This window comes from Stenotrophomonas sp. KH_052 (assembly GCF_057838755.1).
In genome coordinates, this window is sequence record NZ_CM174475.1 from 4575034 (window position 1) to 4601559 (window position 26526).

The following is a 26526-nucleotide window of genomic DNA, read 5'->3' on the forward strand; positions in this document are numbered from 1 at the left end:
GTATGCAATGTATGGATGAAGGGACGTGCATCGATGCGCGCCGAGAAACTGAAGTTCCACTTGGTGATGGCCGGGTGCGGTGGCTTTGTGGTGCTGATGCTGGCCGCGCTGGCCTGGGTCTGCCTGCAGCCGCAGACCGTGGACGTGCAGGCCGCCGAACGCCACGCCATCGAGCAGTGCGTGCAGCGCAGCGAGGATCCGTCGCGTAGCGAGATCCAGCGCCGCGCGCAGGCCGATTCCTGCCGCGAGATGCGCAAGCAGTACGTGCACAAGTTCGGCCGGGAAGATTCCTGATGGGCGCAGCCGCGCCGCGTCGCCGCTGGCTGCTGCCGACGATGATCGCCCTCGCCTGCCTGTTCATGGCCGGCGTCGCGGCTGCGCTGTGGCAGTACTTCGGCTACAGCGCGCAGTCCACCTTCACCGAACAGGCCATCGTCTTCGACGACTCGCAGCTGCGCCTGCCGGCCGACCTGGCCGGTGATACCGGCCGCATCCGCGTGGTGCATTTCTGGGACCCGGCCTGCGGCGTGTGCAATCGCGAGACCGGTGCGCACCTGAGCTACCTGATCAGCATGTACCGCCGCGCCGGCATCGACTTCTATGCGATCCGCCGCCCGGGTACGCAGGGCGAGCTGCCCGAGCCGCTGCGCAACAAGGTGATCAACCTGCCGACCATTGATGGCATCGAACACATCCCGGCCAGCCCCGCCGTGGCCATCTGGGACCGGCACGGCCACCTGGCGTACGCCGGCCCGTACAGCATCGGCATGGTCTGCAACTCGGCCAACAGCTTCGTCGAACCGCTGCTGGACAGACTGGTGCGCGGCGAGACCGTGCGCCCGAAAGGACTGCTTGCCGTGGGCTGCTACTGCCCCTGGCAGGCCAAGCGCTGAGGACGCGCAATGACATCACTGACGCTGGCCGGCGTGGCCGCCGCAAACAACAACGGCGGTCACCTGTCCGAACCGACCGATGGTTATGGACAGGCTCCCGCCGTTGGAAGCAACGATACGCCCCGACATGCTCCGTACATGCCGCGACCGGATGTCGCAGCCCGCGAATGGGTGCAGGACGTACTCGCGCACAGCGGGCCGATCTACCTGCGCATCGTCAACTCGCTGGAACGCACGGTGCGCCGCGGTGGTCTCGCACCGGGACAGCGCCTGCCTTCGCAGCGCGCGTTGGCGCAGCAGCTCGGTATCGACCTGACCACGGTCACCCGCGCCTTCGATGAAGCACGCAAGCGTGGCCTGATCGAGGCGCGCGGTCCGCAGGGCAGTTTCATCGCACCGCCCAAGGCCGGCTTCGACCAGGTGGTGGACCTGAGCATGAACGTACCGCCAGTGCCCGACGCCGATGCGCTGGCCGAGACCCTGCGCCGCGGTGCCGCCGCCGTGCTTGCACGCAGCAACGCGCCCAACCTGATGACCTATCACCTGGGCGGTGGCAACCCGACCGACCGCCACGCAGCGGCGCGCTGGCTGCAACCGATGCTGGGAAGGGTGGACGACGCCTGCCTGCTGCTGACCGAAGGCGCCCAGGTGGCGCTGGCCGCGATCCTGGTCAGCCAGGGCCGCGACGACGACGCGATCCTGTGCGATGCGCTGGTCTATCCGGGCCTGCTGCAGGCGGCCGCCGCACTGGGGCGGCGCTTGCTGCCGGTGGACAGCGACGAGCACGGCATGTGCCCCGAGGCGCTGGCGCGGTTGGCACGCGAAAGCGGTGCGCGGCTGGTCTATCTCAATCCCACCTGCCAGAACCCGACCGCACTGACCCTGCCGCTGCATCGGCGCGAAGCGCTGGCGCGTGTGCTGGAAAGCGAAGGCCTGCTGGCGATCGAAGACGATCCTTATTGGCATCTCGCCGAAGATGCGCCGACACCGCTGGCAACCCTTGCACCGCGTCAGGTGTTCTACGTGGCGACGCTGTCGAAGGTGATCAGCCCCGGCCTGCGCACCGCCTTCGTGCGTTGTCCGAGCGCGGCGCATGCCGAGGCGATGACGGCTGCACTGCGGGCAACGCGGTTGATGGGCCATCCGCTGGTCTCGGCGCTGGCCAGCCAGCTGCTGCTGGATGGTTCGGCGCAGTCACTGCTGGCGCAGGTGCGCACCGAGGCGCGCGAACGCGTGCGACTGGCGCGATATCTGCTTGCGCCTTCGCTGCTGCAGCGCGCTGAAGGCCTGCATGCCTGGTGCCGGATACCGGCACCGTGGACCGATGCCACCCTGGTGCGTACCGCACAGCTGCAGGGGCTGGCGATCGCGCCGTCATCGGCATTCTGCCCGCCGGGGGTATTGCATCAGAGTGGCGTGCGGCTGTCGCTGGGACTGGCGACGGATCGTCGGCAGCTGGAAAGTGCGCTGCAGAGGATCGACCGGTTGTTGCTGTCGGATGCGTTGCCGGCCATCGAGCGGTAGGCGCAATGCATCCACGCCATGCGTGGATGTGCGCTGGACCTGGTAGTGCCGGCCGCTGGCCGGCAACGGCATGCACGGATCATGAGGTTGCCGGCCAGCGGCCGGCACTACCCCAATGCCGCCAGCGCCTGCACCAGCGCATCCATCTGCTCCGGCCGGGTGAACACCGACGGCGTCACCCGCACGCAGGCGCCGGAGTCCAAACCGTCACGATGCGTGGTGAACACGCGATGCTCATCCAGCAGGCGCTTCTGCAGCGCGATGTTGTCGGCCACGCTGGTACGCCCGCGCAGGCGGACGCTGGCCAGAGCGCTGGCCAGCGCCGGGTCCGGTGAAGACAGCACTTCGATATGCGCCATCTGCCGCACCGGTACCGTCCAACGCTCGCGCAGGTAACGCAGGCGCGCCTGCTTGTTGGCTACGCCGATACGCTGGTGCAGGGAAATCGCTTCCGGCAGCGCCAGGTAGGCGGCGAAGTTGACCGTACCGGTATGCACGCGGCTGCCCACGCGGCCGTCGTCGGTCTCCCCCATGTACGGGTCAAGATCGGCCACACGGCCCTTGCGCACGTACATCGCGCCGACGCCGACCGGCGCACCGATCCACTTGTGCAGATTGATGCCGACGAAATCAGCCTTGAGCTGCGGCACCGCGTAGTCGATCTGCCCGAACCCATGCGCCGCATCGACGATCACGTCGATACCACGTGCACGCGCACGTTCGGCGATCTCGGCCACCGGCAGCACCAGTCCATGGCGATGGCTGACCTGGGTCAGCAGCACCAGCTTCAGACGCGGCAACCGCGCGAATGCGTCCTCATACGCCTGCAGGATCTGCGCGTGGTCCGGCACCGCCGGTAGCGCGATACGCTCGACCTGCACGCCACGGCGCTGTTGCAGCCAGCGCATCGCGCCGATCATGCTGTCGTAGTCGATGTCGGCATACAGCACCTGGTCGCCGGGCTGCAGGCGGTTGTAGCCGCCGATCAGCGCCAGCATCGCCTCGGTGGCACCACGGGTCAGTGCGATTTCATCAACGCCCACGCCCAGCAGCTCGGCCACCTGCCGCTGCACCGCCATGTACTGCGCCGGGAACTCGCGGCGACCATACCAGGCGTTGCTGCGATTCACCTCGGCGGTGTGGCGCTGGTAACTGGCCAGCGTCTCGCGGCCCATCGCACCCCAGTAGCCGTTCTCCAGGTGGTTCACTTCATCGGTGATATCGAAGTGACTGGCCACGGCGGCCCAGTAGCCTTCATCGCGGGCCAGCACGTCCGGCGCCACGGTCGTTGCGGGAATCTGCATGGGCGCAGCGTAACGCGCGGCGGCCATGGCGGGCAGTGAAGACAATGCGGCTGCGGCCGGCAGCAGGGTGCCGGCACGCAGCAGGGAGCGGCGCGTGCGGTCCATCAGAAGCTCAGCCGGTACTGCGCGTACAGGTTGGCGCCGTCGGTGTCGTACGGCGCGTTGCGCGAGTAGACCAGGCCGCGACTGGCCTGGAAGACCGCCTCATCCGGATAGCGGTCCAGCACGTTGTCTGCACCGACGCGCAGGCTGTGGTGCTCATTGATGCGATAGCCCACGGCCAGGTCGAGGAAGCTCATCGCACCGAAACGCTGGTAGATATCGCCCACTGCATTGCCGCTGGAGTCGGTCCAGGCACCGTAGTAGCGCATGCGCGCCATCAACGACCACGCGCCCACATCCCAGCTGCCGGTGAAGCTGCCCTTGTGCTCGGGCAGGCGGTCTTCGAACAGCACGCGCTGGGTTTCGTTGGTGGCCACCGAGGTGCTGCCGTTGTCCACGCGGGTGCGGTTGTAGTTGTAGGCCAGGGTCAGCGTCATGCGGCCGGCGCCAAGATCGCGCAGGTAGTTGCCGACCACGTCCACGCCGGTGGTGGTGGTATCGAAGTCGTTGGTGAAGTAGTTCACCGAGGTATAGCCCAGCGGATTGGGAGTACCAGCCGGAATGGCGAAGCTGGCCGACTGGCTGAAGCGGTCGGTGAGCTTGATCTGGTAGACGTCCACCGAACCGGACAGTCCCAGGTCGGTGCGCCAGGTCAGGCCCAGCGACGCGGTACGCGATTCCTCCGGCTTCAGCGGCCTGGCGCCCAGCAGCTGTGCCAGCGGATCGTTCGGCGACAGGCGGCCACTGGTGAAGATCTGCAGCGTACGCGTGTCCAGGCCCTGGGTGGTGCTGGTGGTGTTGAGCTGCGCGGGTGTCGGCGCACGGAAGCCGGTGGACACCGTGCCACGCAGGGCCAGATCCGGGGTGATCGCGAAACGCGCCGAGAGCTTGCCGTCCAGCGTGCTGCCAAAGCTGGAGAAGTCCTCGTAGCGGCTGGCCGCGCCGATGCTCCAGCGCTCGCCCAGCGGCATTTCCATATCCACGTAGGCCGCCTTGCTGCGCTGGCTCCACTGCCCGGCCTGGCTGGCCGAGAAGCCCGGCGCGCCGTTGGAGTTGGCTTCCAGGCCCGCCGCTGCGCCCGGCCCCACCGCGTACGAAGCCGGATCACCCGCGCGCACCTGGTAGGTCTCCTGGCGGAACTCACCACCGAAGGCGACGTTGATCGGCTTGGACAGCGCGCCCACGTCCCACTCGTAGTTGAAGTCGGCGTTGGCGTTCTTCTCGGTCTGGGTCAGGCGGCCGAGATCGAATGCGGTCGGGCTGGCCGAGCCGAGCGAGGCGTTGATCGAGTTCTTCAGGCTGTAGTCGATGGCGTTGCGGCCATATGAGGCGCTGACATCCCAGCGCAGCTTGGGCGTGATCTCGCCACGCAGGCCACCGGCCAGCTGCAGGTCGTTCTGGACGTTGCCGTACTGCGGGCTGAAGCCCACCGGATAGATCGAACGCAGGTTCCAACCGGGGAAGATCGCCGTGGTGCGATAGGCACCGGTGGTGGTGTCCGGGTTGCGCCAGTTGAAATCGCTGACACCATCGCTGTGGCTGTACAGGCCGAAGGCATAGAGCTCCAGCGTGTCGTTGGCGTTGGCCTTCACGTTGAAGCCGACGCGGCGGCTTTCCAGCTCCGGCTGGCCCCAGCGCTGTACCGGGTTGGGCACGTCCAGCTCCGGATGTGCAGCCTGGAAGGCGATGGCATCGGGGCGCTGGCGGGTGCGGGAGGTGGCGTCGGAGTTGGACGATTCGGCGAACAGCACCAGGCTGCCGTAGTCACCCAGCGACCAGCCGGTGCGCGCACTGAAATCGCGCGAGGTGCCATCGCCCTGTGCGTACTGCGAGTAGCCGGCGGTGATCTCGGTACCGGGTCCATCCTCGAGAATGATGTTGATGACGCCGGCGATGGCGTCCGAGCCGTACTGCGCCGAGGCACCATCGCGCAGCACTTCGATGCGCTTGATCGCACTGGTCGGAATCTGTGCCAGATCGGCCGCCTGCGCGCCACGGTTGCCGAGCAGCGCGCTGCGATGGAAGCGACGACCGTTGACCAGCACCAGGGTCTGGTCCGGCGACAGGCCACGCAGCGTGGCCGGGCGCACGAACACCTGGCCGTCCGCCATCGGCAGGCGCTGCACCACGAACGACGGCACCAGCTGCGCCAGCACGTCCTTCAGATCGGTCGACTCGACGGACTTGATGTCTTCCTTGGTGAACACGTCCACCGGCGCCAGCGTTTCGAACTGGGTGCGGTTGGAGGCGCGGGTGCCGGTGACCAGCATCGCGTCGAGCTGGGTGGGCGCCGCACGGCTGCTGCCCGCGGCATCGACCGCATCGGCCTCCGCTGCGATCGCGCCTCCTGCGCTGGCCATGGAAAGGGCAAGGAGGATGGAACGCGAAAGCTTCGAACGATGCACGGCAGGGCTCCGGGAGGACGCGACAGGGCCAGCACCTGTGCGGACACAACAGGCCTGGACAAGGCGCGCAGTCTCGGCGCGATGTGTGAAGGAGCCATGACGTCAGTACGACAGCTTGATGCTGCAAGGGCGCACGCGCAGGCAGTGGACGCAGCGCTGCGGCGATTTGGCCTGTCCCTGCGGTAGTGGCCGCCGGGCATGGCCCGGCGCTACAGTGGGTTCGTCCACGGAGGATCGATCATGCGCCTGCTGCACCTCACTCTGCCGGTATCCGATGTCGGTACCGTGGCCAGCTACTTCCGCGATGTACTGCAGCAGCGCGTGGTCGGCAATCATGTGCACATCGGCTGGAGCACGATCGAACTGCAGCCGGCCGGTGATCATCCGGTCGGTGGCGTGCACCTGGCCTTCAACGTACCGGACAACCGCTTCAGCGAGGCGATGACCTGGCTGCGCGAACGTACACCCCTGCAGCGCAACCCGGAAGGGTTGGACTACTTCGCGCTGGAAAGCAGCTGGCAGTCGCAGTCCGTTTACTTCACCGGTCCCGACGGCCTGATCCTGGAACTGATCGGCCGCCGCCGCTTGCCGGCCAGCGCGCGCGAAGGCGCGTTCCATGGCAGCGAGCTGACCTGCCTGAGCGAAGTCGGCCTGCCCAGCCACGACGTCGACACCGTGCGGGCACAATCACAACAGCGTTTCGGCCTGCAACCGATCAGTACGCCCTCGCCGCAGTTCGCGCCGATGGGCGACGACGAGGGCCTGCTGATCGTGGTCGCTGCCGATCGCCGCTGGTTCCCCGAACAGAAGGACCTGCCCAATGCACAGGGCCTGCAGCTGCGGGTGGGGGATGTCGCCGGCATCGGCGAACTCTGCGACGACGCACTGGGCTGGCGCGTTGCCTCGACCTGAGGCGACGCGCCAAGCGTGACGCGCTACTGCATGCGCGTGCCCTGCCCCGCCTCGATCTGCGCATGCAGCGCTTGCAGCTGCGCGGCGGTCTGGTTGAACACCTGCAGATCCGCGTCCACCAGGGCCTGCCAATCCGGTGCGTGGCCCAGCAGCTGTGCCACCTGTTCCTGCGGCGCGCGGTCGAAGCCTTCGCCCAGCACGCCGAGATAGCGTTGGCGGAACCCATCGGGGTCGCGCTGGTCCTGCACGTACAGCTGCACCGCCAGCAGCCCCGCATACAGATAGTTCACCAGATAGTTCGGGTCTTCATACATCAGGCGCTTGGCGATCCAACTGTTGCGCAGCTGCGGATAGCGCTCCGGTTGCTGGCCGAAGCGCGCCAGCACCTGCCCGGTCAGCGCGTCCAGGTCATCGGCGGTGCCCAACGTGCCTGCGGCAACGCCGCGATAGATCGACTGCTCCAGCTGCGCTTCCTCGGAAGAGGTGAACAGCTGCAGCACCATGTCGTCCAGCAGTGACTTCAGATAATAAGCTTTGGCACGCGGATCCTGTGCCTGCTGGTAAAGCTGGTCGCGGAAGCGCAGCTCGTTGTAGATCGCGAACGCCTCGGTCAGCCACTGGCTGCCATTGCGCTGCAGCGGCGACGCATGACCGCGCTGCATCCATTCACCATGCACGGCGTGACCGGCTTCATGTGCGATCTCGACATCGCTTTCCAGATCACCGCTACGCACGCCAACGAACAACATCGCCGGCACACCCGGAGCGCTCACCGAGAACGCGTCCTGGCTGCGGTCACCGCGTTCGGTGGCCAGATCCATACGCTGGTTGGCCGGATCGAGCAGCGCGCGCAGTTCGGCGACGTACGCAGGCCCCAGATGCTGCATGGCATCGGCGGCGTTGTCGCGCAGCTGCGCCAGCGTCAGCACCGGTGGCGTATAGCCGGCATCGGGCAGCGTGGTGTCCCAGATCTGCGGCGCGTCGATGCCGGATCGCGCAGCGTGGTGCAGCAGCATGTCCTGATAGGCGCGGCGGTCGCCGGCGTGATGTTCGATCGCTACCAGCGTTGCATCCACTGCGGCGGTGTCCAGGCCCATGCGCTGGTAGCCACGTGCCGGCGCCGAACCATCGCCCTGCAGGCGTGCGGCGGCGTCGTTCACCTGCACCAGCCCCAACATCACCGAGGCCATTGGCTCGCGGCGCGACTGCAGCCCCTGCCAGTAGCCCTTCCAGCCCGCTTCGCGCAATGCGCGATCCGGTTGCAGCGACAGTGCCCGCTTGTCGCGCCCAGCATCCCAGTGCCGACCATCACGCTCGATCTGCGGGTACTCGGCACTTCGCAGGATCTGCCCACGCAGGCGCGCGAAACTGTCCAACGCCGGATCGGCCAGCGCATCCACCGCCTCGTCCAGCGCGGCATTGGCCGGAGCGGCAGCCTCCTTCAGCCCACGCGCGCGCAGGAAACGGTAGGGCACGGCCCACGCCGCGTCCGCAGGCGCCTCGCGCAGGGCGGCGCGACCAGTGCGGGCGATGCGGCTGCACAGCCCCATTGCCTGCTCCATCGCCTGTGCCGGACGATGATCACGTGCGTTGCGGGCGGACTGCAGATGCAGGTAGGCGAGATGACGCAGGCACTGCGCTTCCAATACCTCGGCCTGCTGGAAGCGTTCCACCGGCGCGAGGGTGGAAGCGTGCTGCAGGGCCTCGACGCGCTTGCCCAGCGCATCACGCGCGGTCTGTTCAGCCGCGGCGTTGGCGAAGTAGACGCGATCGTCGGCATGCACCGACTGTGCCTGGGTGCCGCTGAAGGGGGCCATCGCCAATACAGCGGCGATGACGGTGGTGGTGGCGTGCTTCCTGAAAGCCTGCATCGGCGTCTCCCTGCCTGGACCAGGCCTCGAGCCTAGCAGCCGCTGCCCCGCCGTGCCTGTGCCGGATCAGGCCTCAGATCGACTCATCCTCACGCTTGACCAGCAGCCAGCAGGGCGACTGCGCGAAGGTATAGGTCTGCTGGTCGCTGCTGTCCGGCGTGCGGATCTGCACCTGGCGTTGCCCGTCAGCCAGCGTGCTGACCTGCATTTCGCGGCCCTGCCCGGCCAAGGCGGCGGGATCGGGCATCACCGGCCACTCGACATCGGCCCGCGCCAACCGGCTTTCCACCTTGCGCGGTTCCGGCTCGGCCTCGGCATCGATGTAGCTGTCCAGCAGCGGATCGGCGGTGGCCTTTTCCTGCAGGGTGATCTCGTTGCCGAAGTGCTTCAGGAACGCATCGAAGTCCGGGTACGGGCATTCACTGCTGGCAGGCACCGGTGCGGGCTGGATCGCTGCCGCCGTGGACGACGGCGCGGGACGTGCAGGTGCGGTTTCCGTGGGCGTCGATTGCGGAGCAGGTCTGCAGGCGACCAACGCTACGCCAACGGCGAGCACCAGCAGTGCCTGGAAGCGATATCGACGCATGGGCTCATCCTGAATCCGTTTCAGTCGCCCCATGCTACCGCGCGTCCTACAATTCCGGCATTCCGCCTGTCCGAGATGCCCCATGCACCGCCTCCTGCTCCTGATCGGCCTGCTGCTGCCCGCGACGGTGGCGATGGCCGTCGATGTCCGCCAAGGCGATCTGCTGTTCGTCACCGCCGGCCACAGCGGCCTCAGCGCCGCCATCGACGATGCCACCGGCAAGCAGGGCGCGCCCAGCTTCGATCATGTCGCGCTGGTCGCTTCCGCGCCGAAGGACTGGGAGGTATTGCATGCCGACGAGAAGGGATCGCGGCGGCAATCGCTGTCCGAGTTCCGCCAGGACGCGAGAGCAAAGCAGCGGCAGATCGTGGTCTATCGCCTGCGCGCACCGCAGCAGGCAGCAATCAAGGATGCAATCGCCACCGCGCGCACGATGCTCGGCAAGCCGTACAACACGTCGTATGTGTTGAACGAGGACAGCTACTACTGCTCGGACTTCATCGAACGTGCGTTCCGTGCGCACCACGTGTTTGCGCTGCAGCCGATGAACTTCCGCAACCCGCAGACCGGGGAGATTTCCCAGCACTGGATTGACCTGTATCGCGGCATGGGCATGGAGGTGCCGCAGGATCAGCCCGGCAGCAATCCGAACGACATGTCGGCGGCGCCGGTGTTGCAGCGCATTGGCGTGCTCGAATAAGCGAAGCCCCGCGCAAGGCGGGGCTTCACCGGTCACTCCGCATGCGCGGCGCGGTCATTCTTCTTCGTCGTTGCCGCCCTGCTGCTGGTTCTGGTTGCGCTTCTGCTGTTCCTGCTGCTGTTGCTGCTGCTGGTCACGGCCACGACCCTGCTGCTGATCCTGCTGGTTCTGCTGGCCCTGTTGCTTCTGGTTCGGGTTCTGGTTCTGCTGTGCCATGTCCGATCTCCAAAGCCACTCGCGGAATGCGGTGGACGTGGCCATCGTCTGCAGCGAATGGTTAATCACGCGTGGGTGGGCGGCTACATCTGTGTGTACGCCTGTGAATGAACGCGCAGAAGCCCTTGTGGCACAAGCGGCTGAAGGATTCATGCGGGTTCGGCATGTGTTCATGCCATCGTCGACGGTGCGCGCATTCATGGCGTTCGCAGCCGGAAACACGCGCTGAACGAGGCTGGCTTCCCGACCCGCGCAGGGAAGCCAGCCCTGCATTCAGGGCATCACCGGCGGCACATAGGCCAGGGTCATGCCCAGCAGCCACAGCAGGCCCAGCACCAGCGGGATGTGCACCAGCAGCTGGATGAAGGTGAAGCCGACGATGTCGCGCGCCTTCAGGCCCAGCACGCCCAGCAATGGCAGCATCCAGAACGGGTTGATCAGGTTCGGTAGCGCTTCGGCCGCGTTGTAGACCTGCACCGCCCAGCCCAGGTGTGCCTTCAGTTCGTTGGCGGCCTGCATCACGTACGGCGCTTCGATGATCCACTTGCCGCCACCGGAGGGCACGAAGAAGCCCAGCACCGCCGAGTAGACGCCCATCACCAGCGCGAACGTATCGGTGCTGGCTACGTGCACGAACAGGCTCGACAGCCGGTGCGCCAACGTCTGTCCATCGCCGCCGGCAGCGTGGGTGAGAATCATCGCGATACCCCCGTACAGCGGGAACTGGATCAGCACACCGGTGGTGCTCGGTACCGCCTTGGCGACCGCGTTGAGGAAGCTGCGCGGCCGCCAGTGCAGCAGCAGGCCCAGCGAAATGAACAGGAAGTTGTAGGTGTTGAGGTTGGCGATGGCCGTGACCAGCGGCTTGTTGGCGAACTCGTTGAACAGCCAGCCGAACGCCAGCAGTGAGAGCAGCACGGTCAGCAGCGGGCTGTATTCCAGCCATTCGCCCGGGCGCGTGCGGCGCTGCAGTGGTTCCGGCTCGGCCTGCGCGGCGCCGGGGAAGTCTTCAGCGGTGCGCGCACTGCCGGCCGCCGGCGCGGTCAGCCAGGCGATCAACAGCGAGACCAGGATCAACACCGCGGTCAGTGCGATCGACTGCCACAGGAAAATGGTTTCGGTGAACGGCAGGACGCCGGTGATCTCGACCAGCCCCGGCGGCATGCTGGCCGGGTTGGCCTGCAGCTGCGCGGCCGACGAGCTCAATCCCATCGCCCACACCGCACCCAGACCGAGATAAGCCGAAGCACCGGCGGCGCGGTAGTCCATGCGCAGCTCGGTACGGCGGGCCAGCGCGCGCACCAGCAGGCCGCCGAACACCAGCGAGAAGCCCCAGCTGAGCAGCGAGGCCAGCATGCTGACCAGGCCCACGTACACCACCGCACCACGGCCGGTACGCGGCACCCGGGCCAGGAAATCGATGAAGCGTGCGACCACCGGCGCGGTGGCCACGGCATAGCCACCGATGACCACGAAGGCCATCTGCATGGTGAAGGGAATCAGGCTCCAGAAGCCATCACCGAAGGCGCTGGCGGTGGCCTGCGGGGTCGAGCCGAAGCCCATCGCGGCCAGCGCGACGATGACCACGCCCAGCACCGCAAACACGTACGCATCGGGGAACCACTTTTCCGCCCAGGCGGCCGAGCGCAGCGCAGCGCGCGCCATCCAGCCGTCCTGTACTGCTGCCGTCGAGGCCATCGCCTACCCTCCCAGGTTCGATGGATCGATTCTGGGCGGTGAGGTGCAGGCTGTCAGCCACCTATTGGTCGTAGGTGGCGGAATGGTAGTGCCGGCCGCTGGCCGGCAACCTCGGGACCGCATGCGAAGGATCGTCGTAGGTGGCGGAGGCTGGTAGTGCCGGCTGCTGGCCGGCAACCGCGGGATCGCATGCGGGTGCAGCCGGCCAGCGGCCGGCTCTACCAAACTCAAGGATCGTCGTAGGTGGCGGAGGCTGGTAGTGCCGGCCGCTGGCCGGCAACCTCGGGACCGCATGCGGCTGCAGCCGGCCAGCGGCCGGCTCTACCAAACTCAAGGATCGTCGTAGGTGGCGGAGGCTGGTAGTGCCGGCCGCTGGCCGGCAACCTCGGGACCGCATGCGGCTGCAGCCGGCCAGCGGCCGGCTCTACCTCACCCTGGGCTCAGCGCAGCGCGAGGTCCACGGCGATGCCGGCGAACAGCGCGGCACCCACCCAGTTGTTGTGCAGGAACGCCTTGAAGCACGGGCCGCGCTCGCGGTTGCGGCAGATCCAGAACTCGTACACCACCAGCGCGGTGGCGACGGCCACGCCGGCCAGGTAGTACCCACCCAGCCCACCACGCACGCCGACCAGCGCCATGGTGGCCAGGAACAGCGCGTACAACACGCCCTGGATGACCAGGTCGAGGTCACCAAACAGGATCGCGGTGGAGTGCGAGCCCATCTTCAGGTCGTCCTCGCGGTCGACCATGGCGTACCAGGTGTCGTAGGCGGTGGACCACAGGATGTTGCCGGCATACAGCAGCCAGCCCAGCAGCGGCACCTCGCCCTGCACGGCGGCGAACGCCATCGGGATGCCCCAGCCGAACGACATGCCCAGGTAGACCTGCGGCAGATGGGTGTAGCGCTTCAGGTACGGGTAGCTGGCGGCCAGGAACACACCGATGAAGCTGAGGCCAATGGTCAGCCCGTTCAGGGTCAGCACCAGGCCGAACGCCACCAGCATCAGCACGGCGAACAACGCCAGCGCAGCGCGGCCACTGATCGCACCGGTGGCCAGCGGGCGCGCCTTGGTGCGCTCCACGTGCGGATCCAGCCAGCGGTCGGCGTAGTCATTGATGACGCAACCGGCCGAGCGGGTCAGCCACACGCCGGCGGTGAACACGAACAGCGTCCACAGCGGCGGCATGCCGCCCGCAGCCAGCCACAACGCCCACCAGGTGGGCCACAGCAGCAGCAGCGTGCCGATCGGGCGATCAGCGCGCATCAGACTCCAGTAATGCCGCCAACGCGGCGTCGCCGGCGACTGCGGCGAAGTGAGGGGGGTATCAGCCATGGCGATAGGATACTCCTGCCCCTCTGGCAGGGCTTTGCCCATGGGGGGAGATTTGTTCGGCGAAACTGGATAGAATGCCGGTCCCGCACCGCTTCATGGCGCTGCGATGCCCGCTCCGGCACTGGTCGGTGGCGCGGCGGTTCTACAACGCGCCCGTAGCTCAGCCGGATAGAGTAGTGGCTTCCGAAGCCATTGGTCGGGGGTTCGAATCCCTCCGGGCGCGCCATCTTCCCCTGCTCGTACCCGTCACTCCGGGCCTCTCGCTTGCGCTTCCACGTCAACGCGGCTCAGGAGCGAACGGCATCGAGCGATGTGCGCAACCTTGAAGATCGCGCACGACGATGGAAAGCTCCTGCCCTTTCTGCACCGCACCGGGCAGGAAGGCGCCCTTGCCGTCGTACAGGAAGGTTTCAATCTCACCACGTGCAACCACCAGGTCCGCAGCCGGCGGCTTGAGCTCTTCCAGAACAACACTGAAGGGACGCCAGGCCAGACCGTGTTCGTTGCGGATATCGGTCGATACTGCGTGTGCATGCGCCTGCCGATCCACGCTGGCCAGTGGCAGTCGTAGTGCCTGCGATCCCTCCGTACTGATCTGGAACCTGCCAAGGACCACGGCATCCACAGTTTCACTGCCGATGTAGGTGATCGTGGCCTCGGGGCACTGCACGGCATCGGCTGGGTGCGATGCACACGCGGCCAGGCTTGCGGTCAGGAGGGCAATGATCGGCCGGATCATGGGCTGGCACCTGGCACGTCGCTACCCTGCCCAGCGTTTGCAGCAGCGCGCGTAGTGGAAGCACCCGGCCTGCGCGCGTAGCTGTAATCCGGATCGCGGCAGGCGCGCATGATCGGACTTCGTGCGTGCCTGATTACGCCGGGGAACCAGCACAACGCCAGCACCACGGCCCAGATCACAGCCAACCAGAACCATCGGCCCAAGGCATAGGCCCAGATCATGGGCAATGCAGCCAGCAGCACGATGATCTGCGTATACAGCAGGTAGAGCGTGTGCAGGCCCAAGCGGGGATCCGAGCGCAGCATCACGCCACATCCCCTGCATGCCGTCTTCGCCTGCCGTCTCGATGCGGAAAGCAGCGGGAATCGCTGCCCGGCAGCGCCGCAAAGTGGACAGGTGAAGGTCAGCAGGCGCATCAGGCAAGCTCCTCTCTGTCGATTGACATCAACTGCCGGGCACGAAGCCGAGCCTAGCATGGGCCTGTTAGGGGGCGCCGCAAACAGCAACGCCGGGCATGGCCCGGCGTTGTGTTCAAAACAGTCGAGCATGGCTCGACTCTACAAGAGCGAATCAATACTTCCCGTCGAACGCGAAGATCGGCTTGCGCTGCTTCCACGCGCCAGCGGTGAAGTCCGGGAACTCCAGCGTCTGGAAGCTGTTGGCGATGGACTGCTCGCTCAGCGGCGTGATCGCACTCCAGGTCACTGCGTCGTAGATATCGATCGGCATCGGCGCCTTGGCCTTCAATGCTTCCACGAAGGCGTGGATGACGAACCAGTCCATGCCACCATGACCAGCGCTGGCAGCGGTCTCGGCATTCTGCTTCCACAGCGGGTGCTCGTACTCGTCCTGGTACTTCTTGAACTCTTCCCACTGGTGCGGCGGGCTGCGGCCTTCGATGTGGATCGAATGGTTCACATCCATCCACAGGCCCTTGGTGCCCTGCACGCGGAAGCCCATGGAATATGGACGCGGCAGCGAGGTGTCGTGCTGCAGCAGGATGGTCTCGCCGTTCTCGCAGGCCAGCGTGGTGGTCACGATGTCGCCCAGCTTGAACTTCACCTTGGTGCTGGGATGGGTGGTGCCGCCACTCTTTGCCACGGTGTATTCGTGCAGGCCGCGCGCCTTGGTCGCGAATGCATTGATGTGGGTGAAGCGATTACCGCGGTTGATGCCGGTGTACATCGCGCACGGGCCGATGCCGTGGCTGGGGTAGAGCTCACCATTGCGCTCCACCGAATGCTCGGTGCGCCAGCGGGCTTCGCTCCAGCCCTTGGGACCGAACTCCACGCCGCTGTCGTAGGGCTGGTTCGGGTCACCGGAATTGAACTTCACGCCGCGCAGGTCGTGCTGGTAGCCTGCCTGCAGGTGCACCAGCTCACCGAACAGGCCCTGGCGCACCATCTGCAGCGCGGCCATCACGTCGCGGCGGTAGCAGACGTTTTCCAGCAGCATGTACGGGGTGCCGGTGCTGAGCTGGGTCTTCAACACGTCCCAGTGGTCCTGCAGGGTGATGCCGGCCACTACTTCACAGCCCACCGCCACGCCGGCCTGCATCGCGGCGATCGCCATCGGCGCGTGGTACTCCCACGGAGTGGCGATGATCACGCCATCAATGCCCTTCTGTTCCAGCAGGCGCTTCCAGGCATTGGTGTCGCGATCCTGGCCATAGGTCTTCGGCGCCGGCTTGCCGGCCTTGGCCACCATTTCGGTGGCGCGGCCGAGCATGATCGGCTCGATATCGCAGACGGCGACCACCTCGACGTCGTCGCGGCGCACCAGTTCCTTCAGGAGCACCAGGCCACGCATGCCGGTACCGATCATGGCCAGGCGCACCTTGCGCCCGCGTGCCCAGGCCGGGGTCTGCGGCAGCAGACTGCTGGCGGCAACAGCGGCACTGGCCGCGATGAATTCCCTACGCTTCATGGCAAACATCTCTCCTCTTGGCAGCGTGCCGACCGAAGCCGGCACGCCAGGTCACGCAAACGGAATTACTTGAACCGGTAGCCGATGGTCACACTGTAACCACGACCGAAGATCGTTGCGTAGTCACTGGAGTCACCCAGGAAGCTGTTCGGGTCGTAGAACGGCAGGCGGTTGAACAGGTTCTTGACGGTGAAGCTCAGGTTCCACGCATCATCCGGGCGCCAGGTGACGCTCATGTTGGCGGTCCACCACGACGGTGCACCATCACACTTGCTCTTCTGCAGGGCCAGGTAGCCGCCGGTGCAGGTTTCCTTGTTGTTGCTCTTTTCGTCGACCTGGTCGGTGGCCCACTTGGTGCCGCCCACGTAGTTGACGAACATGCTGGTGGTCACCTGCTTGTAGGTCCAGTCGGCGTTGAGCGTGGCACGCAGGCGCGGGTTGTTGTAGTAGCCCACCACGTCGCCGTAGTACCAGCCGCTCGCTTCGTCCATGTAGAAGCGGTTGCGGTTGGCGATGGTGGCAGCCAGACCGATGTTCAGGTTGCCCCAGTCACCCAGCGAGAAGCGGCTGCGCGCATCGATGTCGAAGCCGTCGATCAGGGTCTTGCCGCGGTTCTTGTACTGACCCACCACGCTGGCCACGTTGCCGGCGGAGTAGCCCGGCAGTGCCGACGGGCAGTTCACACCGCTGGCCGGATCGGCACACATCGCCGCCAGCTGCGCCAGGTTGGCCCGGTCGCTGTCGGTGATCGGCGAACGCGACGAGGAGATGATGTCTTCCATGCGGCGGTAGTCCGGCGCGACGATTTCATTGTCGCGGTAGATGAACCAGTAGTCGGCCGACACCGACAGCCAGGTTGCCGGCTCGTAGACGAAGCCGAGGGTGGCGATCTTCGCCTTCTCCGGCTTCAGGTCCTTGTTCGGCTGGGTCATGCGTGCCACGGTGCGACTGCAATCGACGTTCAGCATGGTCTTGCCCAGATCGACATCGCCCGGCCGCTGCGACTTCAGCAGCAGGTTGGCAATGGCGTTGGTCTCGTTGCAGCGCAGCTCGTCACGGTAGCCGCCGAGCTGCGCGAACACGCCGCCGTTGCCGGATTCGGCCAGGCTCGGTGCACGGAAACCGGTCGAGTAGGTACCGCGCAGCATCAGCTGATCGAACGCCTGGTACTTGAAGCCGATCTTCGGCGCGACGTTGGCGCTGAAGTTCGGGTACTTGTCCACGCGTACCGCCGCGTCCAGTTCCAGCTTGTCGGTGATCGGCGCCACGGTCTCGGCGAACAGCGCGTAGGTGTTGCGCTTGCCGTCGAACCAGGAGCCGCCCTGCTGGGTGATCAGGCCGTTGGCCGCATCGGCGTTGCCCGGGGTGTAGAAGGTTTCTCGGCTGGCGTTGAAGCCGAACGCGGCGCGCATCTCACCGGCCGGCAGCTGGAACAACGGGCCTTCGATCTTGCCGTCCAGGGTGTGCAGGCGGGTCCACGACTGGATGTCGAAGGTCGGGAACGCTTCACGGATCAAGGCAGCGTTGGCTTCGCTGATCTCGCCGAACTTGTACGCCGGGTGGTCTGAGATGATCACGCGGCCGGTACCCGGATCGATCGTGTACGGACCGAAGGCCTTCTCGAAGCCCTTGGTGTTGACGTTGATCGTCTGATAGGTGGTGGAGTGGGTACCCGCACTGGCGAACGCGGTCTCCCAGTTCCAGTCACCCCTGCTGCCGCGTGCACCGGCCAGCACGCGGTAGCTCTTGTCGGTGTTGCGCTGGCCGAAGTAGTTGGCGCCGGCATCCTGCAGCAGGTAGTTCAGGCCGACCACGCCGCCCATCATCGCCTTCATCTGCGGGCTGGCGTGGTTGTACTCGTTGTTCGGGCCCAGGAACGGGTACAGGAACTGGTTGACGTTGTTGCCGGTGTTGCGCGAGAACCAGCTGGTCGGGTTGCCGGTGGTGGTGCCGTAGGTGCGCGGCGTGCCGCCATTGGCGCGCAGGTCGATGTCGGTGTAGGTCGCCTCGGCGAAGATCTCGGTGCTGTCACCCACCAGGAAGGTGCCGTTGAGGTAGGCGGTGTTGCGCTCGGACTTGGCGCCGGCATCGATCTCGTTGTTCATCCAGGTTTCCCAGACGCAACGCGGACCGGCCGCTTCACTGGTCAGCACGTTCTTGCAGCCCGGCGCAGCTTCCTGCACGCGGCGGCCAGTGACCGGATCGAAGGCGAAGTAGCTGCCCGGGTTGAACTCGCCCGGCTTGCTGCCCACGCCCAGGCGCAGGTCGTTGAGATAGTTCGGCTTGTTGACGTAGTACTGGTCAGGCCGCTTGTCGTAGAAGTCGCTCAGCGGAATCGCGTCGCGGCGGTACATGTTCACCGCGCCGTAGATGTTGAAGCGGTTCTCGGTCAGGTCGCCGAAGCCGGCGGTGATGCTGGCCTGGCGCTCGCCATAGGAGTCGATGCGCGAGGAGGTATCGTTGGTGAAGCTGACCTCGGCGCCCTGGAAGTTGCGCTTGGTGATCACGTTGATCACGCCGGCCACCGCATCGGTGCCGTACACCGCCGAGGCGCCGTCAGTCAGCACTTCCATGCGCTCGATGGCCGCAGCCGGGATCGCATCGATGTTGACGAACTGGGTCTGGAAGCCTGCCGGCGCACCGTAGTACGACAGGCGACGGCCGTTCAGCAGCACCAGCGTGCCCTGTGCACCGAGGCCACGCAGGTTGGCCTGCGATGCGCCATCGGAGCCGGTGAACAGCGAGCGCGAATCCTGCTGCGCTGGCCGCGCGGCCGGCAGGTTGTCGAGCACCTGCAGCAGCGTGCGCGCACCCATGTTCTGGATGTCCTGCTTGCTGATCACCTGCACCGGCGACGCGGTTTCAACGTCGGTACGGCGGATGTTGGAACCGGTGACCTCGATGCGGGCCAGGTCGGTGGCCTTGTCCTTGCTCTCTTGGGCAACGGCAGGAACGGCGACCGACAGCAGCACGCCGGCGATGGCCAGCGACAGCGGAGCGATCGAACGACAGGGGGGGCGGTGGTGGTGGGCGGGCAACATCGGGGTTCTCTCCTGGCAGGGGTGCGGCGCAACTGAGTGAGCGCGTGGGCGTTCGGCGGGCAAAACGCTCCCGGGCCACGGCCATGAGGGCCGTAGTCGGAATGGGCGGGGGAGGAGCGGTGTTACGTAGGGGTCATGGGGCGACGATGCTGGCGGAGTCGCCCTCCTGGCCGATCAGTACGGCGTTGGCCCAGTTGGCGCAGATCTGGGCGGGTTGGCTGCCCTGCGCACCCAGCGTGCGCAGGCTCAGGGTGGAAAGGCCTCGGATATCCAGCTCCGGCTTGACCACGCCGGGCGCCTTCACCAGGCCGCTGTCGTACAGCAGGCGGTTGTCACCCCAGACCTGGAACTGCAGGCCACCGGCGCTGCGGCAGGCGTCGTCGATGCCGAGATCGGCACGCAGCAGGTGCCAGCCGCCCTGCAGGCGCAGGTCGATGCGGCTGTTGGCGCCGACACCCAGGCCACGGCGGAACTGCAGCCCGTTCATGCGCATGCCGGCGCCGCCACGGAACGACTGGTCGGTGCGCAGCTGGCTGGCCAGCGCGGCCGGCACCGGCAGCTCGGAGAGATAGCGCTGCCGGGCCGGACGCTCCGGTTCCTGGTGTTCGAGGATGTGGAAGGTGGACAGCGCGATCGGGCCGACGTCGCGCGGCTGCAATGCATCGAACGCGCGAGCGCTGCCCTGTGCGGCAGTGACCATCGGGTCGGCGCTGCTGGCGCCGTCGCCTTCGGGGTTCTGCACGCTCAGCACGCGGAAACGCAGCAGGCGGCCGGCGTGGGCCGGGAAGTCGATGCGCTGCATGCCTTCCTTCAGCTGCAGGCGGCCGCGGGCGATCGGCTCGCCCCACTCGCCATTGCTGTCGCCGAGGTAGACCTCGTAGTCGCGTACCTGGCCGTGCTTCCAGTTCTTGTCGTTGCGCGGGGCAAGCTCGATGCCGTCGATCATCCTGCGCTCACCGAAGCCGATCACCCACTCATGTGCACCGGTGCGCACGGCCTGGTTGCGCACGCTGCGGAACCAGGTGCCCGGGTCATCGTCGAAGGCATTTTCCAATGCGTGGCCGGGCTCTTCGGCCGGGCGGTTGACCACCAGCAGGCTGTCGGCCGGCAGTTCGCGGCCCAGCACCGGCGCGGCCGGATAGGCATCGTCGGCAGCAGCGACGGCCACCGCAAAGTCCAGCTGCAGCTGCAGCGGCTGGCGGATGTCCTGCGTAGCGGTGCGCACATGCAGCGTGCCACGGCGCTCCTGGGCATCGAAGTACCAGCCTTCGGGCGCGTTGTTGAACGCAGCGGCGTCGGCCAGCGCCGGCAGCGCGCGGCCACCGGCCTGCACCGCGCGTGGCGCCTGGCGGCTGAGCACGCGCAGGCCATAACGACGCTGCGCCAGCTGGCCGTTGTACTGGCCCTGCACGGCATCAATCTGCACCTGCACCGGGCCGCTGCCCTGCGCCGGCGCCTGCACGCGGATTACCTGCGTGCTCGATTCGCCCTGCTGGTAGCGGCGGGTGTTGCCATCGTCTTCGTACAGCGTGTACTGCGAATCACCCTGCGGGTACAGGTCGAACGTCACTTCATCCAGCGGCTTCTCGCCGTCGAACAGCATCGACGGGTACATCGGCAGGATCGCACCGGCACGCACGAACACCGGCAGCGTGGCCAGGTCCACCTGGCGGTCGAGCTGGCGACCGTCGGCGGCGGCCTGCACGCGGCGGCCATCCCAGTAGTCGATCCAGCCACCAGCCGGCAGATGGATGTCGCGGCGCCAGCCACGGCTGGCCGCCTGGCTGCGGTACACCGGCGCCACCAGCAGGTCGCGGCCGAGCAGGAACTGGTACTTGTAGGTTTCATCCTGCGCATGCGGATCGCGCGGGTTGTCCCACATCAGGCCACGCACCGGCGGTGCACCGGTCTGCGCGGCCTCGTGCACCAGTCCGTACATGTACGGAGTCAGGCGCATCTTCAACTTCAGGTAATCGCGGTTGATGCTGCGGTAGGGCTCGTCGTACCACCACGGGTGCTTGCGCGCGTTCGACGACCAGCCGCTCATGCCCATCAACACCGGGGTGAACGCCTTCCACTGCAGGTCGCGGGTGAAGGTCTCGGCGCTGCCGCCGAAGATCGCATCGACATCGCCGCTGGCGTAGGCCATGCCGGACAGGCCCGAACCGACCAGGGTCGGCACGTGCCAGCGGATGTAATCCCAGCTGCTGCTCTGGTCGCCGGTCCAGGCCACGGCATAGCGCTGGATGCCGGCCCAGCCCATTACCGTCCACAGGAACGGGCGCGAATCGGAATTGTCGAGGATGCCGTTGAACGCCTGGCGGTTGGCATCCATCGCGAACTGGTAGCCCTTGCCGGTCCAGGCCACGTCCAGTTTCTGCACGCGGCTGCCGGCCTTGCCCACTTCCCAGGCGATCTTGTCGACGCCGTTCTCGGTCCACAGGCCGGTGCGGAAACCGTACCCGGCCAGGCCCTTCACCGTCTCCGGCAACTGCGTGTAGCCGCAGCCATAGCCATCATTGGGCAGGATCCAGCCACCGGGCATGTCGTGGGCGCGGTACTGCTTGGCCACGCTGTCGATCACATCCGGGGTGGTGCCGGTCGGGCCGTCGCTCCAGCCTTCGGGCACGGTGCCGGGCTTCTTGCTGTTGTCGCCGTCGTTGTAGCAATCGGCATCGCCGTAGGACAGCGCCCAGCGCGCCACCATGTTCGGGCGGCCGGTCAGCTGGGTATAGCGCTCGATCAGTTTCGGCAGATCGGCGCCGACGAAGTAGTACGCATCGAAGCGGTCTTCGCGGTGCAGCAGCGTGGCCTGGTCAGCCTCGCGCAGGTCGTAGCTGCCATCGCTCCACGTGTTTCGCAGCATGCCCCAGCCGCGGCTGCTCAGCAGCATCGGTGCCGGGCTGGGGCGGTCGCCCTCTTCCCAGCCGCCGGAATAGGACACTTCCAGCTCGCGGCCCTTGAACTGGTAACGGCCATTCTGCTGGCCACCACCGTAATAGCCTTCATCGGCCTGCGAGGACAGCACCTGCACGCTCTGCGTGGCATCCAGGTCCAGCGGCTGCAGTTCCTGCCACAGCGCGGTGGGCTGGCCGTTGTCCAGCCGTTCCAGGCGCATGCGCAGCGGCTGCCGCTGCACATGCAGCACCAGCGCATCGGTGCGCACGCGGATTTCCTGCGCGTCTTCTTCCAGCTGCGCCCGCACGTTCGCCTTGGGCTGCGGCAGTACGATCGGTGCGGCCTTTTCACCTGCACCGGTGAGCTTGCCGTTGCGGCCGGCCTGCACGCGGATGATGTCGGTGGCCGGCAGCTCGATGCGGATGCGCGCGCCCTTGTCGGTCTGCAGGTCCCAGCCCTGCACGCCGTCGCGGCTGTCGCTGGCGCTGACCGAACGCAGGTTGCCGACGGGCTCGGCCCGGGCCGGCATGGACGCCAGCATCAATGCCGGCAACAGGGCCAGCATCAGCGGCGAGCGACGAACGCAGATTTCCACGCGGACTCCCAACCCGTTCACCGGGCGTTTCGAAAGCGATTGGGCCGACTCTAGGGCAGCGATTCGAAAGATGTCAACAAATTGAAAGGAAAAAGGAAGATATATTCCATTGAAACGAAAGTTGTTGCGCCGCAGTACTTTGTGTAAGCGCTTGCAGGCGCCTGTTAAGCATTGTGCGATACGGCATTCGGCTCGTTCTTTCGTTTTTCGGAGCACTCCACGGCGGGAAAAGTCATCACCCCATTTTCTTTCTTTTTACTTTCGCTATTTGACATTTCGAAAGAAAACACAGATGGTGCGCTGGCCCAACTGGAACCTCCGAATGGACGTCACCCTGCTTTCCGATGTGTCCGCCTGGCAGCGCCTTGGCGGAGCCGATACCGCTACCGAAATCGCCCAGCAGCCTGCGCTGTGGGAAGCCCTCGCGCAGGACCTGTCGCGTGCCCGCGACCGCCTGCAGGCCTTCCTCGGCGACAGCCTCAACGATCCCAACCAGCGCGTGCTGTTCACCGGCGCCGGCAGCTCCGGCTTCATCGCCGAAATGGTGGCCGATGCCATCAACGCGCAATGGCCGGCCGATGTGCGCGTGGTGCACACCACCAGCCTGCTGACCCACCCGGGGCTGTACCTGCAGCGCGACCGCCCGACCCTGCTGGTCTCGTTCGGCCGCAGCGGCTCCAGCCCGGAAAGCGTGGCGGCGGTGGACCGCGTGCGCAGCGACGTGGATGACGCGCGCTTCCTCGACATCACCTGCAATGCCGATGGCGAACTGGCCCGTCGTGGCGCCGGCCGTGCCGATACCTGCACCCTGCTGATGCCGTCGGCCAGCTGCGACCGTGCCTTCGCCATGACCAGCAGCCTGACCTGCATGCTGCTGGCCGCACTGACCGTGTTCGATCGTTCGCCGTGGGATGCGCGTGTGGCGCGCTTGAAGCAGATCGCCGCGCTGGCCCGCGAAGGCCTGGCACAGTGGGATGCACCGGTGGCGGCGCTGGCACAGCGCCCGTTCAACCGCATCATCTACCTCGGCAGCGGCCCGCTGGAAGCGCTGGCACGCGAGTGCGCACTGAAGGTGCTGGAGCTGACCGCCGGCCGCGTGCTGGCGCTGGCCAACACGCCGCTGGGCTTCCGCCACGGCCCGAAGTCGACGCTGGACGGCAACACCCTGGTGGTGGTGGTGCGCAGCGTGCAGCCGCTGGCGCGCCGCTTCGAACAGGACCTGCTGGAAGAACTGCGCCGCGATGGCGTGGCCGGGCAGGTACTGGCGATCGGCCCGCATTCGGATATCGGCGCCGATGACGAGTACACCCTTACCGTACCGGCACTGGATGATCCGTGGCTGGCGCCGGTGTGGCTGGGCTTCGCGCAGCTGTTCGCGCTGCAGCGCTCGGCTGCGCTCGGCCTGACCCCCGACAACCCGTTCCCGGACGGCACCGTCAACCGCGTCGTCAAGGGCGTCACCATCCACCATGGCTGAGCTGATCGCCCACGCCTGCTACGGCATCGACATCGGCGGCACCAAGATCGAGCTGGTGGCGTGCGATGCGGCGATGCAGGTCACCTGGCGCCGCCGGGTGGCCACGCCGCAGGGCGACTACGACGGTTTCCTGCAGGCGGTGGTGACCCTGGTCGCCGAGGCCGATGCCGCGCTGGGCCGCAGTGATGCGGCCATCGGCATCGCTCTACCCGGCGTGCGCGACCGCCGCAGCGGCCGCCAGCTCAGCGCGAACGTGCCTGCGTTGACCGGGCACAGTGTGGCCGCCGACCTGCAGGCACGCCTGCAACGTCCGCTGCATTTCGGCAATGACCTGCAGTGCTTTGCCCTGTCTGAAGCACACGGCGGTGCGGCCGACGGCTATCCCAGCATGTTCGGCGCCATCCTCGGCACCGGCGCGGGTGGTGGTTTCTGCCTGCAGGGCCGCCTGCTGTCCGGTTTCAACGGGCTGGCCGGCGAATGGGGCCACTGGAGCGTGCCCGGTCATCTGCTGCAGCGCCACGGCCTGCCGCTGATCGACTGCGCCTGTGGCCTGCAGGGCTGCGTGGAGCGCTATGTGTCCGGCAGCGGCGTGGCGATGATCGAACGCCACCTCGGTGGCAGCGCCGCCGATGCCAGCGCGGTGATTGCATTGGCCGAAGCCGGCGACGCCCGCGCGCGCAAGGCGCTGGACATCCATCGCGACCTGCTCGGCCATAGTCTGGCCGCGCTGGTGCTGGCGCTGGACCCGCACGTGATCGTGCTCGGCGGCGGTCTTTCGCAGTACGCGCCGCTGTACCAGCAACTGCCCGACGCCATCGCCGCCCATCTGTTCAAGGGTGTGCAGGTGCCACCGATCGTGCCACCACGCTTCGGCGATGCCGGTGGCGCACGTGGTGCTGCCCTGCTCGCCTGCCAACCCTCGTTTTCCTGATGTCCGGAGCCTGACCATGTCCCCGTTGCAGACCCTGCTTGCTTCCCACCGCGCCGGCCATAACGTCGGCCTGTACAGCGTCTGCTGCAGCAACGAGCAGGTGCTGCGCGCGGCCATGCACGTGGCGCTGGCACACGGCACCGTGCTGCTGATCGAGGCCACCTCCAACCAGGTCGACCAGTTCGGCGGCTATACCGGCATGACCCCGCCGCAGTACCGCGACTACGTCGGCACCCTGGCCGATGAGGAAGGCTTCCCGCGCGAACGGCTGATCCTGGGCGGTGACCACCTCGGCCCGAATGCCTGGCAGAAGCGCCCGGCTGCCGAAGCGATGACCCACGCGCGCGTGCTGATCGAAGCCTACGTCGCCGCCGGTTTCCACAAGATCCACCTGGACTGCAGCATGTCCTGCGCCGATGACCCGGTGCCGCTGCCCGATGCAATCGTCGCCGCGCGTTCGGCCGAGCTGGCCGAGATCGCCGAACGCACCGCCGCCGAACACAGCCTGCCGCCGCCGGTCTACGTGATCGGTACCGAAGTGCCGATTCCCGGTGGCGAAGCCTCGCTGGCCGAAGGCCTGCAGGTGACCACGCCGGCCGCCGCCGCGCAGACCCTGGCCATCCACCAGCAGGCGTTCGATACGCCGCAGCTGCGCGAGGCGTGGCAGCGCGTGATTGCGATGGTGGTGCAGCCGGGCGTGGACTTCGACCACAGCAGCGTGCACGAGTACGACGCGGCCGCCGCCAGCACGCTGGCCGGCTTCCTCGAACAGCAGCCGCGCATCGTGTTCGAAGCGCATTCCACTGACTACCAGCGCGAAAGCGGCCTGCATGCACTGGTGCGCGACCACTTCGCCATCCTCAAGGTCGGCCCGGCCGCCACCTTCGCCTACCGCGAAGCACTTTTCGCGCTGGCCGCGATCGAGGCTGAACTGCTGCCGGCCGCACAGTGCTCGCGCCTGCCGCAGGTGCTGGACGAGGTGATGGTGGCGCAGCCGAAGTACTGGCAGTCCTATTACCAGGGCGATGAGGCCGCGCTGCGCCTGTTGCGCAGTTACTCCTTCAGCGACCGCTGCCGCTACTACTGGGGCGAGCCGGCGCTGGTGCAGGCGGTGCAGACTCTGTTCGCCAACCTGGAGCAGCATGCGCCGCCGCTGGTGCTGCTTAGCCAGTACCTGCCGGAGCAGTACCGCGCCGTGCGCGAGGGCCGCCGGGCCAACACGCCCACCGCACTGGCGCAGCACCGTATCGGCCTGTGCCTGGGCGAATACGCCCGCGCCTGCAGCGCCAACCAAGCCGGAACCCGCGCGCAGAACGCAGGTTCGGCTGCCGCCGTTGCTACGAACGGCTAATCTCCCCCCTTTCCCCGCGAAAC

The 26526-nt window shown here is 66.8% G+C and carries 20 protein-coding genes and 1 tRNA gene; 9 read left to right on the plus strand and 12 right to left on the minus strand.

Translation table 11 applies throughout. From position 1 onward, the window contains the following. Positions 1-15 precede the first annotated feature (15 nt). The 3 genes from AC3ITW_RS20950 to AC3ITW_RS20960 are packed head-to-tail and all read left to right on the plus strand — an operon-like array spanning position 16 to position 2417. Entirely contained in the window at positions 16-294 is a 279-nt protein-coding gene (locus tag AC3ITW_RS20950) for a hypothetical protein (protein WP_005414763.1), read from the plus strand. After that, complete coding sequence (locus AC3ITW_RS20955; RefSeq protein WP_006399841.1) at positions 294-893, plus strand: DUF6436 domain-containing protein; 600 nt, start codon at positions 294-296, stop codon at positions 891-893. Before AC3ITW_RS20950 ends, AC3ITW_RS20955 begins: the two co-directional genes overlap by 1 nt. A gap of 9 nt (positions 894-902) precedes the next feature. Then, a complete protein-coding gene (locus AC3ITW_RS20960) occupies positions 903-2417 on the plus strand; it encodes an aminotransferase-like domain-containing protein (protein WP_100435397.1) in 1515 nt (504 codons plus the stop codon). A gap of 107 nt (positions 2418-2524) precedes the next feature. Here the strand turns inward: AC3ITW_RS20960 and AC3ITW_RS20965 are convergent, their stop codons facing one another. Together AC3ITW_RS20965 and AC3ITW_RS20970 are read right to left on the minus strand one after the other, a co-directional pair. After that, complete coding sequence (locus AC3ITW_RS20965) at positions 2525-3826, minus strand: aminotransferase class V-fold PLP-dependent enzyme (RefSeq protein WP_100435398.1); 1302 nt, start codon at positions 3824-3826, stop codon at positions 2525-2527. After that, a complete protein-coding gene (locus AC3ITW_RS20970) occupies positions 3826-6228 on the minus strand; it encodes a TonB-dependent receptor plug domain-containing protein (protein ID WP_100435399.1) in 2403 nt (800 codons plus the stop codon). Before AC3ITW_RS20970 ends, AC3ITW_RS20965 begins: the two co-directional genes overlap by 1 nt. A 240-nt stretch (positions 6229-6468) precedes the next feature. Between AC3ITW_RS20970 and AC3ITW_RS20975 the strand changes: the two genes are divergently transcribed. Then, a complete protein-coding gene (locus tag AC3ITW_RS20975) occupies positions 6469-7140 on the plus strand; it encodes a VOC family protein (protein WP_012512376.1) in 672 nt (223 codons plus the stop codon). Positions 7141-7163: 23 nt separating this feature from the next. Here the strand turns inward: AC3ITW_RS20975 and AC3ITW_RS20980 are convergent, their stop codons facing one another. Together AC3ITW_RS20980 and AC3ITW_RS20985 are read right to left on the minus strand one after the other, a co-directional pair. Next, positions 7164-9011 (minus strand): M3 family metallopeptidase, encoded by a 1848-nt coding sequence (locus AC3ITW_RS20980; protein WP_100435400.1) that lies wholly within the window; start codon positions 9009-9011, stop codon positions 7164-7166. A 73-nt stretch (positions 9012-9084) separates the two neighbouring features. Continuing rightward, the gene (locus tag AC3ITW_RS20985) at positions 9085-9597 is read right to left on the minus strand and encodes a hypothetical protein (RefSeq protein WP_100435401.1); all 513 of its coding nucleotides are present in this window, start codon (positions 9595-9597) and stop codon (positions 9085-9087) included. An 82-nt stretch (positions 9598-9679) separates the two neighbouring features. On the opposite strand from AC3ITW_RS20985, the gene AC3ITW_RS20990 reads away from it, so the two are divergent. After that, on the plus strand, positions 9680-10297 hold the full coding sequence (locus tag AC3ITW_RS20990) for a YiiX/YebB-like N1pC/P60 family cysteine hydrolase (RefSeq protein ID WP_100435402.1): 618 nt from the start codon (positions 9680-9682) through the stop codon (positions 10295-10297). Positions 10298-10351: 54 nt separating this feature from the next. Here the strand turns inward: AC3ITW_RS20990 and AC3ITW_RS20995 are convergent, their stop codons facing one another. The 3 genes from AC3ITW_RS20995 to ubiA all read right to left on the minus strand — a co-directional run bounded on the left by AC3ITW_RS20995 (position 10352) and on the right by ubiA (position 13545). Further along, positions 10352-10513, minus strand: coding sequence for a hypothetical protein (locus tag AC3ITW_RS20995; RefSeq protein ID WP_167796845.1), 162 nt, complete (start codon positions 10511-10513; stop codon positions 10352-10354). Between the two features lie 273 nt (positions 10514-10786). Next, positions 10787-12211, minus strand: coding sequence for a short-chain fatty acid transporter (locus AC3ITW_RS21000; RefSeq protein WP_012512380.1), 1425 nt, complete (start codon positions 12209-12211; stop codon positions 10787-10789). A gap of 440 nt (positions 12212-12651) precedes the next feature. After that, the gene (gene ubiA / locus AC3ITW_RS21005) at positions 12652-13545 is read right to left on the minus strand and encodes a 4-hydroxybenzoate octaprenyltransferase (RefSeq protein ID WP_006399917.1); all 894 of its coding nucleotides are present in this window, start codon (positions 13543-13545) and stop codon (positions 12652-12654) included. Between the two features lie 149 nt (positions 13546-13694). Between ubiA and AC3ITW_RS21010 the strand changes: the two genes are divergently transcribed. Beyond that, positions 13695-13771, plus strand: a tRNA-Arg gene (locus tag AC3ITW_RS21010). Between the two features lie 51 nt (positions 13772-13822). Here AC3ITW_RS21010 and AC3ITW_RS21015 read toward each other — a convergent pair. The 5 genes from AC3ITW_RS21015 to AC3ITW_RS21035 all read right to left on the minus strand — a co-directional run bounded on the left by AC3ITW_RS21015 (position 13823) and on the right by AC3ITW_RS21035 (position 22744). Then, the gene (locus tag AC3ITW_RS21015) at positions 13823-14284 is read right to left on the minus strand and encodes a hypothetical protein (RefSeq protein ID WP_006399918.1); all 462 of its coding nucleotides are present in this window, start codon (positions 14282-14284) and stop codon (positions 13823-13825) included. Then, positions 14281-14700 carry a hypothetical protein gene (locus tag AC3ITW_RS21020; RefSeq protein ID WP_006399919.1) on the minus strand — a complete coding sequence of 140 codons (420 nt, stop codon included), beginning with the start codon at positions 14698-14700 and terminating at the stop codon, positions 14281-14283. The genes AC3ITW_RS21015 and AC3ITW_RS21020 overlap by 4 nt, the downstream gene beginning before the upstream one ends. A 154-nt stretch (positions 14701-14854) precedes the next feature. After that, on the minus strand, positions 14855-16210 hold the full coding sequence (locus AC3ITW_RS21025) for a Gfo/Idh/MocA family protein (protein WP_065723767.1): 1356 nt from the start codon (positions 16208-16210) through the stop codon (positions 14855-14857). 65 nt (positions 16211-16275) lie between these two features. Then, a complete protein-coding gene (locus tag AC3ITW_RS21030; RefSeq protein ID WP_006399921.1) occupies positions 16276-19251 on the minus strand; it encodes a TonB-dependent receptor domain-containing protein in 2976 nt (991 codons plus the stop codon). Between the two features lie 133 nt (positions 19252-19384). Further along, positions 19385-22744 (minus strand): TIM-barrel domain-containing protein, encoded by a 3360-nt coding sequence (locus AC3ITW_RS21035; RefSeq protein WP_489389901.1) that lies wholly within the window; start codon positions 22742-22744, stop codon positions 19385-19387. Positions 22745-23066: 322 nt separating this feature from the next. Between AC3ITW_RS21035 and AC3ITW_RS21040 the strand changes: the two genes are divergently transcribed. From AC3ITW_RS21040 to AC3ITW_RS21050, 3 genes are read left to right on the plus strand one after another with little or no spacing between them, the layout of a single operon-like run. Continuing rightward, positions 23067-24221 (plus strand): SIS domain-containing protein, encoded by a 1155-nt coding sequence (locus tag AC3ITW_RS21040; protein ID WP_100435405.1) that lies wholly within the window; start codon positions 23067-23069, stop codon positions 24219-24221. Then, on the plus strand, positions 24214-25152 hold the full coding sequence (locus AC3ITW_RS21045) for an ROK family protein (RefSeq protein WP_006399924.1): 939 nt from the start codon (positions 24214-24216) through the stop codon (positions 25150-25152). Before AC3ITW_RS21040 ends, AC3ITW_RS21045 begins: the two co-directional genes overlap by 8 nt. Before the next feature lie 16 nt (positions 25153-25168). After that, complete coding sequence (locus AC3ITW_RS21050; protein WP_489389902.1) at positions 25169-26503, plus strand: D-tagatose-bisphosphate aldolase, class II, non-catalytic subunit; 1335 nt, start codon at positions 25169-25171, stop codon at positions 26501-26503. Positions 26504-26526: the final 23 nt, after the last annotated feature.

Coding starts and splice junctions, on each gene's coding strand:
- AC3ITW_RS20990 (WP_100435402.1), top strand. CDS start 9,680: ATGCACCGCCTCCTGCTCCTGATCGGCCTGCTGCTGCCCGCGACGGTG.
- AC3ITW_RS20985 (WP_100435401.1), bottom strand. CDS start 9,597: ATGCGTCGATATCGCTTCCAGGCACTGCTGGTGCTCGCCGTTGGCGTA.
- AC3ITW_RS20995 (WP_167796845.1), bottom strand. CDS start 10,513: ATGGCACAGCAGAACCAGAACCCGAACCAGAAGCAACAGGGCCAGCAG.
- AC3ITW_RS21020 (WP_006399919.1), bottom strand. CDS start 14,700: ATGCGCCTGCTGACCTTCACCTGTCCACTTTGCGGCGCTGCCGGGCAG.
- ubiA (WP_006399917.1), bottom strand. CDS start 13,545: ATGGCTGATACCCCCCTCACTTCGCCGCAGTCGCCGGCGACGCCGCGT.
- AC3ITW_RS21030 (WP_006399921.1), bottom strand. CDS start 19,251: ATGTTGCCCGCCCACCACCACCGCCCCCCCTGTCGTTCGATCGCTCCG.
- AC3ITW_RS20980 (WP_100435400.1), bottom strand. CDS start 9,011: ATGCAGGCTTTCAGGAAGCACGCCACCACCACCGTCATCGCCGCTGTA.
- AC3ITW_RS21015 (WP_006399918.1), bottom strand. CDS start 14,284: ATGATCCGGCCGATCATTGCCCTCCTGACCGCAAGCCTGGCCGCGTGT.
- AC3ITW_RS21040 (WP_100435405.1), top strand. CDS start 23,067: ATGGACGTCACCCTGCTTTCCGATGTGTCCGCCTGGCAGCGCCTTGGC.
- AC3ITW_RS20950 (WP_005414763.1), top strand. CDS start 16: ATGAAGGGACGTGCATCGATGCGCGCCGAGAAACTGAAGTTCCACTTG.
- AC3ITW_RS20965 (WP_100435398.1), bottom strand. CDS start 3,826: ATGGACCGCACGCGCCGCTCCCTGCTGCGTGCCGGCACCCTGCTGCCG.
- AC3ITW_RS20960 (WP_100435397.1), top strand. CDS start 903: ATGACATCACTGACGCTGGCCGGCGTGGCCGCCGCAAACAACAACGGC.
- AC3ITW_RS21045 (WP_006399924.1), top strand. CDS start 24,214: ATGGCTGAGCTGATCGCCCACGCCTGCTACGGCATCGACATCGGCGGC.
- AC3ITW_RS20975 (WP_012512376.1), top strand. CDS start 6,469: ATGCGCCTGCTGCACCTCACTCTGCCGGTATCCGATGTCGGTACCGTG.
- AC3ITW_RS21000 (WP_012512380.1), bottom strand. CDS start 12,211: ATGGCCTCGACGGCAGCAGTACAGGACGGCTGGATGGCGCGCGCTGCG.
- AC3ITW_RS21025 (WP_065723767.1), bottom strand. CDS start 16,210: ATGAAGCGTAGGGAATTCATCGCGGCCAGTGCCGCTGTTGCCGCCAGC.
- AC3ITW_RS20955 (WP_006399841.1), top strand. CDS start 294: ATGGGCGCAGCCGCGCCGCGTCGCCGCTGGCTGCTGCCGACGATGATC.
- AC3ITW_RS21050 (WP_489389902.1), top strand. CDS start 25,169: ATGTCCCCGTTGCAGACCCTGCTTGCTTCCCACCGCGCCGGCCATAAC.